The sequence below is a fragment of the Acidimicrobiales bacterium genome (genome assembly GCA_041394265.1).
Lineage (GTDB): Bacteria > Actinomycetota > Acidimicrobiia > Acidimicrobiales > SZUA-35 > JBBQUN01.
Window position 1 is genome coordinate 1,901,239 of sequence record JAWKIO010000005.1, and the last position, 12,034, is coordinate 1,913,272.

Consider the following 12,034-nt stretch of genomic DNA (forward strand, 5'->3'; position numbering starts at 1 on the left):
CGTGCATCAGAGGTCGCGGTCGGCCGGGGACGTCGGCACGCGATGATCGCGGTCGGGCTAGATGTCCAGGAATCGGACGTCGTCGGCGTTGGTCTGGATGAAGCGCTTCCGGCTCTCGACGTCGTCGCCCATCAGCACCGAGAACACTTCGTCGGCAATGGCGGCCTGGTCGACGGTGACCTGGAGCAGGGTCCGGGTGGCGGGGTTCATCGTGGTTTCCCATAGCTCGATGGCGTCCATCTCGCCCAGGCCCTTCAGGCGCTGGAATTCGGCGTTGGGGTGTTCCGCTGCGTAGGCGTTCCGGGCGGGGTCGTCCTTCAGGTAGATCTTCGACTTCCCCACTTCGGTGGAGTACAGCGGCGGCTGGGCGATGTAGACGTAGCCGGCTTCGACCATCGGCCGCATCTGGCGGAAGAAGAAGGTGAGCAACAGCGTGCGGATGTGGCTGCCGTCGACGTCGGCGTCGGCCAGCAGGATCACCTTGTGGTAGCGAGCCTTCGAGACGTCGAAGCCTTCGCCGGTTTCCGGATTCGGTTCCCCGAGGCCGGCGCCGATGGCCTGGATCAACGACACGACCTCGGTGTTCTTGAGCATGCGGTCGGCCCGCGCCCGCTCGACATTGAGGATCTTGCCGCGGATCGGCAAGATCGCCATGGTGTTCGAATCTCGCGCGTCCTTGGCCGACCCACCGGCCGAGTTGCCCTCGACGATGTAGAGCTCGGACTCGGCGGGATCTTTGCTCCGGCAGTCGGCCAGCTTGCCGGGAAGTCCGGCGCCGTCGAGCGCCGACTTGCGGCGAATCGTCTGTCGAGCCTGGGTGGCGGCGATACGAGCCTTGGCCGCCTGCGAGGCCTTGAGCACCATGGCCCGGCCCTCACGTGGGTGCTCCTCGAACCACTCACGGAGCTTGTCGTTGGTGGCCTTCTCGACCAGCGAGCGGACCGACACGTTGCCGAGCTTTGACTTGGTCTGTCCCTCGAACTGCGGCTCCTGCAACCGGACCGAGATGATGGCGGTGAGGCCCTCACGGATGTCCTCGCCCTGGAGGTTGTCGTCTTTCTCCTTGAGGAATCCCTTGTCGCGGGCGTAGTTGTTGACGGTACGGGTGAGCGCGGTGCGGAACCCCTGCTCGTGCATGCCACCTTCGAGGGTGGAGATGCCGTTGGCGAAGCTGTGGATGCCGTCGGTCTGGTAGCCGGTGTTCCAGCTGAAGGCGACCTCGACCTCTTCGGTCTCTTCCGATTCCTCGTACCACCCGACGTCGTCGAAGAGTGCTTCCTTGGAGCCGTTGATGTGCGTGACGAAATCGCGGATGCCACCGTCGTAACGGTGGACGATGGTCTCGGGTTCGGCGTCGCGCAGGTCGCGCACCCGGAACTCGAGTCCGGCGTTGAGGAACGCCATGATCTGGAACCGCTCGAGCAGGGTTTGCGTGCGGAACTCGGTGCCCTCCTTGAAGATCGAGGGATCCGGCCAGAAGCGAACCGTGGTGCCGGTACGGGGCTTGCCGTCGGCGTCGAGGGGGGACTCGCCGATCACGACCAGTTTCTGGTCGGGCGCACCACCATTGACGAAGGACATGGCATGGCGCTGACCGTCACGGTCGATCTCGACCTCGACCCGACTCGACAAGGCGTTCACCACGGAAATGCCCACGCCGTGGAGGCCGCCGGAGACCTTGTAGCCCTCGCCGCCGAACTTGCCGCCGGCATGGAGGACCGTGAGCACCACCTCGGCGGCCGACATCTCGTACTTCTCGTGGAGGTCGACGGGAATGCCGCGACCGTCGTCACGCACTTCGATGCCACCGTTCGCCATGACGTCGACCTCGATGACCGAGCAGTGACCGGCCATCGCTTCGTCGACCGAGTTGTCGACGACCTCCCACACCAGATGGTGGAGGCCGGTCGAGCCGGTCGAGCCGATGTACATGCCAGGACGCTTCCGGACCGCCTCGAGGCCCTCCAATACCTGGATGTCCTTGGCGCCGTAGCTGCCGTCGTTCGCAGGGGTCGGCGCATCGCCTCCCGCGGTGGCCGACGGGGCCTCCGAAGCGGTGGGAGTGACAGCGTTTTCAGAGGGGAGATCAGTCATACATCAATCGCTTTTCAAGCTGGTCCAGCCTAGCAGTTTTGGGCACTGAACAGGCCGAAGTCAGCCCCCGACGGCTGCTCGAATGGACCGGAGTTCGGTGTCGGGGAAGTGGGTCGAGAACCGCTCCTTGATCTGGGCATCCATCCACTTGATCTGCGACGCCCAGGCCGCATCGTCGCAGTGAATCGTGAGGACGCCGTCGATCAGACCGGCGGGTGTGGAATGCTCGGCCAAGCCCGGCCCGACGATCGAGGGCCAGCGGCCACCGAGGTCAGACACCGTGCGTACCGCGGGGGCGCCGAGATGGCCGAAGAGACGTTCCAGTGCCAACCCCAGTCGTTCGGGTTCGGACATGCTCACTCCCCGCTCGGTGTCGCTGGTGTCGGTGACCGCCCTACTCGGTCCGTTTCCGGACGAAGCCCCCAGCCCGCACCGCGCTGGGGTCGTGAACGAGCAGCGTATCCGGCCGAGTGGCTGCTGGGAGCGCAGCGGCACTGGTGATCACCGTCTGGCCTGGTGGCAGGGTCGAGAGCAGCGCGTGCGCCCGATCGGGATCGAGTTCGGAGAGGACGTCGTCGAGCAGGAGGAGCGGCGGCTCACCGATCCGGTCGGTGACCAGGCGGTGACCACCGAGGCGCAAGGCGAGGGCGAGCGTCCGCTGCTCCCCTTGCGAGGCCTCGGTGCGGCTTGCGAATCCGTCGATGCTGAACGCGATCTCGTCGCGATGCGGTCCCACCGTCGACACACCACGCCGCACGTCGTTGTCCCGACTCTGCGTCAGCGCCACCAGCAGCGACCCATCGGACCACGACGTCAAGTAGTCGGCCGTCAGATCGGTGTCATCGGCCGCGAGGGTGCGGTAGCACGCCGATGCGAGCGGCACGAGCTGTTCGAGTACGTCGTAGCGCCGATCGAGCACGACCGATCCCAGCTGCGCCAACTGGGTGTCCCAGACATCGAGTGTCAGCTCGGCCGATTCGTCGAGCCGACCCCCGGCCGTGCGCAACAGGGCGTTGCGTTGTCGTAGCGCTCGATCGAAGTCGCTCAGGGTTCGGTCATGTTTCGGATCGAGGGCCACGGCGAGGTCGTCGACGAAGTCACGTCGGACGGCCGGTCCGTCCTTCACGAGCGTCAGATCATCGGGCGCAAAGACCGTGACTCGCAAGGCGCCGAGCAGGTCGCGGGTGCGTTGCAGCTTTTGGCGATTGACCTGCGCCCGACTTTTTCCTGGGGCAAGTTCGAGCTCGATCAGCACCGGACGGCCATCACGCTCGCCCTCGGCCCGGATGATCGCCCGCTCCGAACCACGGCGGATGAGGCTGTCGGTGGGTGCGCCGCGAAACGACTTGAGTGTGGCCAGCAGACCGATGGCTTCCAGCAGATTCGTCTTGCCGATGCCGTTCGCCCCGACGACCGCAGTCAAGCCGTCATCGAGTTCGATCTCGATGTGCTCATAGCTGCGGAAATCGGTCAGCCAGACCCGATCAAGACGCATACATCGGCAGTGGTTCGTTCACCGACTCGAGATCACGACACCCGCACCGGCATGAGCAGGTAGAGGAAATCGGAGCTTCCCGGGATCCGAACCACCGCCGGGCGCAATTCATCGATGGTGGAGAGCACGATCTCGTCGCTGGAGGCGACATCGATGCCTTCGAGCAGGTACTGCGGGTTGAAGGCGACCGTGAGCGCGGTGCCGTCGTAGGTCCCTTCGAGCTGTTCACGCGCCGTGCCGACATCTTGGGTGACCGCGGCGAGTTCCAAGCCGTCGTCGGACATCTCGAGTCGAACCGGTGTTGCCTCACGAGCCAACAGCTTCACTCGGCGCAGTGCGTCGAGCAGTTCGTCGCGCGACACCGTCAACGAGTTCGGGTGTGACTCGGGAATGAGGCCCCGGTAGTTCGGGAAGTCTGCCTCGATGAGGCGAGTGATCAGGTCGACAGAACCGACGTGGAACGACGCCTCGCGCTCCCCCAGTCGCAGCTCGACCTTCTCGCCCTGGGCCAGGATGCGATTCAGCTCTGACAGGGCTCGAGACGGAATGAGGACGCTTTGCCCCTCGGCCAGTACCGACACGCCGGGGACGTCTCGCATGGCCAGTCGGTAGGAATCGGTGGCGACGAGTCGCAGCCCACCGTTTTCGGAAGCGAACAGCACGCCGGTGAGCGGTGGACGGGAGTCGTCGTTGCTCGCCGCCGGCACGACCTGCTTCAACGCGTCGGCAAGCTGGGCCGAGGCCAGCTCGACAGGCTCCGTTGCGATCTGCTCGATCTGGGGGAATTCGTCGCCGGCGATCAGTCGGATCGAGAACTGGCTGCGACCAGCGCTGATGAGCAGCTCGTCACCGTCGGCCGTCACCGACACCGCACCGGGTTCGAGCGACCGCACGATGTCGGAGGCGAGACGGGCAGGAATGACCGCCACACCATCGGTCTCTCCCGAGACGAGCACGGCGATGGTGATCGTCAGGTCGAGATCGCTACCCGTGAGGCGGAGTTGATCGCCGGTCAACTGGGCGCGGACGCCGGACAGGCCCGGCAGGGTACCGCGTCCACTCACTGCCCGGCCCGCGGTGGCCAGTGCTTCAACCAGTACGTCTCGTTCGCAACGGAACTTCACCGTTGTGCTCCCTTTGTCTTCAGGTGAACGATCTCCACACGAGGTCGTCCCCAACTACTTGTCGATTGTGCTTTGCTCAGGTGACAGTGGTGATAGGACCTGTGGATTGTGGATGAATCCCCAGAGTTCCTGGTCAGCAGCTGTGCGGTTGTCCAGAGGTGGTGATGCGTCGTCCCCAAGTTGAGCACGACTCCACGGTCGCCCTGGGGATGATCGTCGGCTTGTCCACCGATGCGGACCCGTTTGTCCACGGTTTCTCCCCCGGTGATCCGCAGCACTGTCCCCAGCTCCTCGTTCACCACCTCAATCGGCCGCCCGGGCGCGCACGCTGCGTTCGAGGGCGCCGACCTTTTCGAAGATCTGTGATCGTTCGGTCATTTGCTTGCCGATCTTCTCGCACGCGTGCATGACCGTGGTGTGATCGCGGCCACCGAAGGCGCTGGCGATGAGGGGGAAGCTGAGATCGGTGAGTTCTCGCGTGACGTACATCGCGATCTGTCGAGCCTCGACGAGCGGGCGCCGTCGTGACTTTCCGATGAGTTCTGCGAGGTCGAAGTTGAACTGCTCGGCGGTCGATTCGAGGATCATGTCGACGGTGATCGGCCGTGGTTGGCGGTCGGCGATGAAGTCTCGCAGGGTCTGCTCGGCGAGGTCTCGGGTCATCGGCTGGCGATTCAGGTTGGCGTAGGCCGTGACCTTCGTGAGGGCGCCCTCGAGTTCGCGGATGTTGCTGGTGATGTTGGTGGCGATGAACTCCGAGACCTCGGCCGGAATGAAGTAGCCATCGCGATCGGCCTTCTTGTGCAGAATGGCCATGCGGGTCTCGACGTCGGGCGGCTGGATGTCGGTGAGCAGCCCCATCATGAAGCGACTCCGCAACCGCTCCTCGAGGGTGGGGATCGCGTCGGGCGGCCGGTCCGAGGACAACACGATCTGGCGACCGGAGCCGTAGAGCTCGTTGAAGGTATGGAAGAACTCCTCTTGGAGGCCGTCCTTACCGGCAATGAACTGGATGTCGTCGACCAGCAGCACGTCGATCTGGCGATAGCGGCGCTTGAACTCGTTGTTCGACGAGTTGCGGATGGCGTCGACGAATTCGTTGAGGAACTGCTCGGTCGAGATGTAGAGGACCCGTAGGTCGGGATAGACGTCGTTGACGTAGTGTTCGATCGCCCGCAGTAGGTGGGTCTTGCCCAGGCCGGCCGAACCGTAGATGAAGAGTGGGTTGTACGACTCTCCCGGGCGCTCGGCCACCGACAACGCGGCCGCGTGGGCGAATCGGTTGGAAGGCCCGATCACGAAGCCCTCGAACAGATACCGGTTGCCGCCATCGAGCGAAGGCGCTGGACGATACGGAGCGTTCTTGTCGACGGGTGCCGGAGCGGCGTTGGTGATGTCGATGACGCGGTCGTCGGTGGGCCCCGGTACGGCAGGCGACGTGGGTGCAGAAGGTGACACGCCCGGGGCGTCGAACATCGCCGAGTCGAACAACGTGGGTGGACGAAGGTCGAACTGCACGGTGAGGGGGGAGTCACAGGCCAGGTCGATGGCCTCTTCGACGAGGCCTCGGTAGGTGCCCTCGAGCTTTTCTCGGATGATGCTGTTCGGGACGGCCAACACGATCGTGTCGTTGTCGAGATCGATCGCCTGGACCTGCGAGAACGTCGACTGCCAGACACCGTCGGCGACCATCTCCCGGAGGCGGTCAGCCGCTGTGTTCCACACTCGGTCCGCCGCGATCACTTCCGATACCAGCCGTTCTCCCCATCTTCCACAGCCTTGTCCACAACAGTCGGCCCACACGCGCACGACGCAAGCGACGGCTCCTTCGGCGGCTGGAATCGAGGGGATCGACGACCGAAGGGGTGGGTCAGCGGACGGTAGCAGGGCGTCTCGAGAGGTGCACCCGGCCTGTGGAAAAGCCTGGTTGTCCCCCGGGGCGAGGAGGCATAGCCTGATCTGGCTCGGGTGGGCGTTCTTTGTGATGCCCCAGCCGAGCGGCAGTCCCCTGATCGCCGCCGCAAGGCTCTGGTCGATCCCGACTGACCTCTCGATGTCATCGGTTGGCACGGCTCCTCAGTCGGCGACAACCGAGGCGTCGGCTCACCGCAGCTGCAGTGGGTCGGCGTTCCACGGGTGACCACCTCGGTGGCCCGTGTCGCACTCGGCTCGATGAGCCGACCCTCTTTCAAGGAGTCTGCGGTGAAGCGCACCTTCCAGCCCAACAACCTCAAGCGTGCTCGCAAGCACGGCTTCCGTGCACGCATGGCCACTCGCGGAGGACGCGCCGTCCTGCGCGCTCGTCGGGCAAAGGGCCGCCGCAAGCTCAGTGCGTGATTCCCTCGGTGACACGACATTCCTCATTCGCCGCACTGCGGCGTGATGGGCAGCGGGTTCGCTCCGGGCCTGTGAGTGTCGTGTTCGCCGCGGTCGAACCCCATCCCGCACTGGCGTTCGCCATCGGCAAGAAGTTCGGCACCGCCGTCGAGCGAAACCGAGCACGACGGCGCCTTCGTTCGGCCTTCCACGACGTGGCGAAGGCACGAGTGCTCCCGCCCGGTGCGTATCAGATCAGCTGCTCTCGAGCGGTGTTGACCAGTGACTACACGATGCTGGCGACCTCACTCGATCGGTGCCTCGACCGGCTCTCGGTTCGGGGCACCTGAGGCGGCGACCAGGTGGTGAAGCGAGCGCTCCTCTGGTTGATCTCGATGTATCAGGCCACATCATCGGTTCGACGATCACGTTGCCGCTATGTCCCCACGTGCTCGCAGTACGCAGCCGAGGCCATCGAAGTGCATGGCTCAGCCGCCGGCTCCTGGCTGGCGATCAAACGGTTGGCACGATGCCACCCGTTCGGCTCCCACGGTTATGACCCGGTTCCCGACCCGGAGAGGTAAATGGCGATCTTCAACAACCTGATCGACTTCGTCGCAGGCGTTCTCGCTGGTCTGTACTCGCTACCGATCGTCGGTGGCAGCTATGGCCTGGCCATCATGATGCTCACCGGCGGCGTGATGATCGTGTTGATGCCGCTGACGCTCAAGGCGACACGCAGCACCATCAAGATGCAGGCGGTGCAGCCCGAGCTTCGCCGGTTGCAGAAGGAGCACAAGGGCGACCGCGAGACGATGAACGCCGAGATGATGGCGCTCTATCAGGAGAACGGGATCAACCCAGTTGGCGGGTGTCTGCCGATGTTTGCCCAGCTCCCGGTCTTCCTCGTGCTGTTCCGTGTGCTTCAAGGCATCACACGCCATACCGCTGATGCGCCGTTCTTCTCGGTGGTCAACGACGTTCGGGCGGCGCAGGGGTTGTCGCCGGACTCCGGCACGAGCATCACCCCCGCGCACATCGGTCACGACACCGCCATGTTCGCCGATCTCAGCAAGTCGACCGAGATGGGGTTCGGACCATTCGACCTAGCGGCGCAGGCCGGTGATGTGATCCAGAACAACTTCCTGCGCGGCCTGCCCTACATCGTGTTGATCCTCTTCGTGGTCGGTACCTCCTTCTACCAGCAGAAACAGGTCTCGGCCCGTCGCAAGGACGGTGATCCGAGTCCGATGAACCAGCAGCAGCAGATGCTGCTCAAGTTCCTCCCCTTGATGTCCGGGATCTGGTCCTTCTTCTTCCCCGCTGGCCTCGTGCTCTACTGGGCGACGTCGAACGTCTTCCGTATTGGTCAGCAGGCCTACATCACGCACCAGATCTACGGCAAGGAGATGGCTGACGGGGGCAAGCTGTCGGCTCCGCCGAAGAAGCCAACGCCCAAGGCCGCCAGCGCCAAGCCGTCGACCAAGGCCGCCGACGATGACGCCGACACCTCACGCTCGGCGAAGGGCGACGCTTCCGCCAACGGCTCGACGACCTCGTCGGGCAAGCGCAGCGAAGAATGGGACAAGCGCCGCGCCGCCAAGGCCCAAACCAAGAAGTCCAGCGCCACGCAATCCGACCGGATCACTCCCAAGGGGACCAAGCCGCAAGATCCGCGTGCAAAGAACAAAAAGAACCGGAAGAGGTAGCGATCGTGGAATGGATCGAAACAGCAGCGAAGACCCTCGACGAGGCGAAGGATCAGGCGCTCGACACCCTCGGCGTCGACGAGACCGAAGTCGAGTTCGAAGTGCTCGAAGAGCCCCGTCAGGGCTTGTTCGGCCGTGTCCGCGGCGAGGCCCGTGTGCGGGCCCGGATCGCTCCCAAGGCGCCGCGAGCCAAGGACGATGCCAAGCGTCGTCGGCGTCCGAAGAAGTCCGATGATGGTGCCACCACCTCCGAGCGACCGGCAGCCAAGTCCAAGCGCCAGTCAGCTCCGACTCCCGACGGTGGTGCCGATGAGGGCAATGCACGGACCAAGGGAGCGGCAAATGACAACGATGTAACTTCGTCTGAGCCTCGTTCCGGTCGCAGTGGACGAGGACGCGACAATGGACGCGATGGCGGCAAGCGCCAACAACGAGCATCCGGCGGCAACAGCCGACCCAAGCAGGAAGAGAGCCCAGTGGAAGAAGTGACCAGCACCGTCGAGACCTTCCTCACCGGTCTCACCGCCGCGTTCGGCATCGATGCGCCAGTGAGCATCGAAGTCGAGGATGATCATCTCATGGCGTCGATCGAAGGCAAGCATGGCCTTTTGCTCGGACCGAAGGCGCACACGCTCGACGCCATCCAGGAACTGACTCGCGTTACCGCCCAGCGCGGTGCACCGTCGTCAATGCGAATCAAGGTCGACGTCGGCGGCTATCGCGAAGCTCGGCGCCAGGCGCTGATCGGGTTCGCCAAGTCGGCAGCCGAGCGTGCCATCGACGAGGGGGTCGAGGTCGTCCTCGAGCCCATGAACGCAGCCGATCGCAAGACGGTGCACGACGCCATCAACGACATCGACGGGGCCGTCACCCGATCCGCCGGCACCGAACCCCGTCGTCGCGTGGTGGTCGGACCGGCCGAGTCGCCGGCGAAGCGTGACGAAGAGGAGTAGTCCTTGACGCTGGCGAGGGACGTCGATCGATGACCTCGACACTCGACACCGTGCTCGATCGGGCCCGGTCCGTGGGATTCCTCGGACCGGGCCCGATTCGCGCCCATATCGAGCACGCCGAGCGCTACCTCACCGCGCTCCCCCAAGACGCCCGTCGGATGATCGACCTCGGATCCGGCGGGGGTATTCCCGGATTGGCGATCCTCACGCACCGGCCCGACCTCTCCGCGGTCCTGCTCGATGCCGCGACAAAACGCGGTGCGTTCCTGACGTGGGCCGTGGTCGAGCTCGGGATGGCCGATCGAGTGCAGGTCGCCGTCGGGCGCGCCGAGCTCCTTGCCCATGACCCGTCCTACCGACAGCAGTTCGACGTGATGGTGTCGCGAGGCTTCGGTCCACCGGCGATCACGTTGGAGAACGCCCGGGGCTATGTGCGACCGGGTGGCCTCGCCATCATCAGCGAACCCCCGGGGGGACGCTCGTGGCCGGCCGGTGCCTTGTCGCAACTCGCATTCGAAGAACTGGACGCGCCCGACGATGTCGCAGTGTTCCGTGCACTCGGTGACGCTCCGGGCGACATTCCCCGCCCGCACAAGCGCCAGCAGCGCTCGCCGCTGTTCTGAACACGTCGGGGGCTGTCACGCTCGCACCGTCGCCGTCGCGGCCGTTGCCCGACGCAGGTGTGTGCTGCCCAAGCCGCCGCTGCCTCCACCTGGGGCCCGGGAACGACAACGTGGCCGGACGGCCCTTCGGCTTCATCGCCCGCCCATGATCGGTTTCGCCCCAAGCCGACAGGTCCGTCGCCGACAGGCGTACCAGTGTCATCGAGAACTCCAGCTGCTTTCGAGTTCTATAGACCGGGACGAGCTGAGCCGAGGTGACCGACAAGCCACGGGTGGAAGCCATCGTGGTCCTGCACCTCGCGGCGGCCACGAACGATCAGATCACGCAATTCGGCGTGGGTCAGCAGGTCCTTGTCCCATGTTGCCGCTCGCACGGCCTCGGGACGAGCTTTGGTGTTGCCTGCGTCGAGGAAGAGCTGTAGGCCGCCATCAGTTCTGCGAGGAGCTCCCTCCTCAGAAATCATGACCTGGCCATGAAGGTTGGCGGTCTTCCAACTGTCGGGTTCGAACCCCACGGTTTGGCACTCGTCACAGATGAGGAAGAGTTGCCCGTCGACTGTCTGCAATACCCACATGAGGCCTTCCAGACCGCAGAACGGACAGACGCCGACGTCGTCGCTCTTCTCGAGTGGTGGGGCAAACAGCTTGCTCGGTGGGTTGGTGCACTTCGGCATCTTCCGCTCCTGACCATATTGGCAAGGCCGTCAAGAACTCCACGCACTCGCTCATAGGTCACACGCGAGGTTCCCTGAAGTCCTTCCGCTCGTGACCCGCCGCCGCGCCCCGTCGCACCAGCGACAGCTCGAGTTGGCATGAGCAAGAATCAGGAGCAGTCGACATGTCCAGTAACCAGATCATGCGCTTGCGACGACCCGACATCAAGCAACCCAACCCTGTCGCCACCCATCCGGACGCCAGCACCGTTGGCTCGATGATGTTCAACCAGGCGCCGCCAGAGAGTGTCGTCACCGCCGACCCCGGACATGGTGGCTTCCCGAGCGCCTCGGTCGATGCGGTCCTCACCTTCCTTGTCGAGCCGCCTGGCCCAGCACGAATCAGTACCGCCCCGGAGCCGCTGTCGGCGAGATTGCTGACAACGACCTACCGATCGTCCTGTGGGGTCGGCCTGATGGTTGCCCCGCTCGATTGCTCGGCCCAACGAGGAACGGGCTGGATCTGTGACGGGCGAGCATCGACACGGCACCCACGGACTCAGCGGATCAGCTTGAGGTAGGAGGAGGTAGCCCTCGCGTGTCGACCGGATTGGTCCCGATATGAGGGGTGCGCTCACATCGGGGTGGGCCGCCATCTCCGTGCAGGTCGAGCCGGGAAGACGCATGATGCGGCCGGCAGGCTGGCCAATGGGAGGGGCCAAATGGGGTGGTCGCGCCGTCACCACGTGCATGAGCACAGGCGAGTAGGGACGTGATGACAGCTCCTGGGGCGCATGCTGTCGTCAGTGCGGCTAGCGTGAAGGCCGGTCCGGCGGCCGACGATGTTTCACGTGAAACACGGGAGGTGTCGTGGCATGACGCCACCTCGAGGAGGAAATTGGTGTCTGAGTTCATTCCCTGGAGGCGGTCGAAGGAGCGGTCCGATGCGCCAAGCGAGCCCGAGGTGGACGGCGTGACCGAGCCGCAAGAACACGACAGTGGAGCGGTGAGTCCCACTGAACCCGAGGCGGCCGACCCGGGGTCGATGGGTGGGGGAGAAGGTCCTC

At 64.7% G+C, this 12,034-nt stretch carries 12 protein-coding genes; 6 read left to right on the forward strand and 6 right to left on the reverse strand.

Going from position 1 to position 12,034, the window contains the following annotated elements:
• Nucleotides 1–57: 57 nt before the first annotated feature.
• From gyrB to dnaA, 5 genes are all read right to left on the reverse strand, one after another.
• Complete coding sequence (gyrB, locus tag R2733_09305) at nucleotides 58–2,094, reverse strand: DNA topoisomerase (ATP-hydrolyzing) subunit B (protein ID MEZ5376693.1); 2,037 nt, start codon at nucleotides 2,092–2,094, stop codon at nucleotides 58–60.
• A 60-nt stretch (nucleotides 2,095–2,154) separates the two neighbouring features.
• Entirely contained in the window at nucleotides 2,155–2,448 is a 294-nt protein-coding gene (locus R2733_09310) for a DUF721 domain-containing protein (GenBank protein ID MEZ5376694.1), read from the reverse strand.
• Between the two features lie 40 nt (nucleotides 2,449–2,488).
• Nucleotides 2,489–3,589, reverse strand: coding sequence for a DNA replication/repair protein RecF (locus R2733_09315; protein ID MEZ5376695.1), 1,101 nt, complete (start codon nucleotides 3,587–3,589; stop codon nucleotides 2,489–2,491).
• A 32-nt stretch (nucleotides 3,590–3,621) separates the two neighbouring features.
• Nucleotides 3,622–4,713: a DNA polymerase III subunit beta gene (gene dnaN / locus R2733_09320; GenBank protein MEZ5376696.1), complete on the reverse strand. Its 1,092-nt coding sequence runs from the start codon at nucleotides 4,711–4,713 to the stop codon at nucleotides 3,622–3,624.
• 303 nt (nucleotides 4,714–5,016) lie between these two features.
• Nucleotides 5,017–6,438, reverse strand: coding sequence for a chromosomal replication initiator protein DnaA (gene dnaA / locus R2733_09325; protein ID MEZ5376697.1), 1,422 nt, complete (start codon nucleotides 6,436–6,438; stop codon nucleotides 5,017–5,019).
• Nucleotides 6,439–6,915: 477 nt separating this feature from the next.
• Here dnaA and rpmH point away from each other — a divergent pair, with 477 nt between their 5' ends.
• Genes rpmH through R2733_09355 form a run of 6 tightly spaced genes read left to right on the forward strand, consistent with a single transcriptional unit; the run spans nucleotide 6,916 to nucleotide 10,314 of the window.
• The gene (gene rpmH, locus R2733_09330) at nucleotides 6,916–7,050 is read left to right on the forward strand and encodes a 50S ribosomal protein L34 (protein MEZ5376698.1); all 135 of its coding nucleotides are present in this window, start codon (nucleotides 6,916–6,918) and stop codon (nucleotides 7,048–7,050) included.
• Between the two features lie 8 nt (nucleotides 7,051–7,058).
• The gene (locus tag R2733_09335; GenBank protein ID MEZ5376699.1) at nucleotides 7,059–7,379 is read left to right on the forward strand and encodes a ribonuclease P protein component; all 321 of its coding nucleotides are present in this window, start codon (nucleotides 7,059–7,061) and stop codon (nucleotides 7,377–7,379) included.
• Nucleotides 7,380–7,394: 15 nt separating this feature from the next.
• Nucleotides 7,395–7,613, forward strand: coding sequence for a membrane protein insertion efficiency factor YidD (gene yidD, locus R2733_09340; GenBank protein ID MEZ5376700.1), 219 nt, complete (start codon nucleotides 7,395–7,397; stop codon nucleotides 7,611–7,613).
• Complete coding sequence (gene yidC, locus R2733_09345) at nucleotides 7,614–8,738, forward strand: membrane protein insertase YidC (protein MEZ5376701.1); 1,125 nt, start codon at nucleotides 7,614–7,616, stop codon at nucleotides 8,736–8,738. It begins immediately after the preceding gene.
• Between the two features lie 5 nt (nucleotides 8,739–8,743).
• On the forward strand, nucleotides 8,744–9,691 hold the full coding sequence (jag, locus tag R2733_09350) for an RNA-binding cell elongation regulator Jag/EloR (GenBank protein ID MEZ5376702.1): 948 nt from the start codon (nucleotides 8,744–8,746) through the stop codon (nucleotides 9,689–9,691).
• A 29-nt stretch (nucleotides 9,692–9,720) separates the two neighbouring features.
• The gene (locus R2733_09355; GenBank protein MEZ5376703.1) at nucleotides 9,721–10,314 is read left to right on the forward strand and encodes an RsmG family class I SAM-dependent methyltransferase; all 594 of its coding nucleotides are present in this window, start codon (nucleotides 9,721–9,723) and stop codon (nucleotides 10,312–10,314) included.
• A 227-nt stretch (nucleotides 10,315–10,541) separates the two neighbouring features.
• Here the strand turns inward: R2733_09355 and R2733_09360 are convergent, their stop codons facing one another.
• Nucleotides 10,542–10,988 carry a hypothetical protein gene (locus R2733_09360; GenBank protein MEZ5376704.1) on the reverse strand — a complete coding sequence of 149 codons (447 nt, stop codon included), beginning with the start codon at nucleotides 10,986–10,988 and terminating at the stop codon, nucleotides 10,542–10,544.
• Between the last annotated feature and the right edge of the window lie 1,046 nt (nucleotides 10,989–12,034).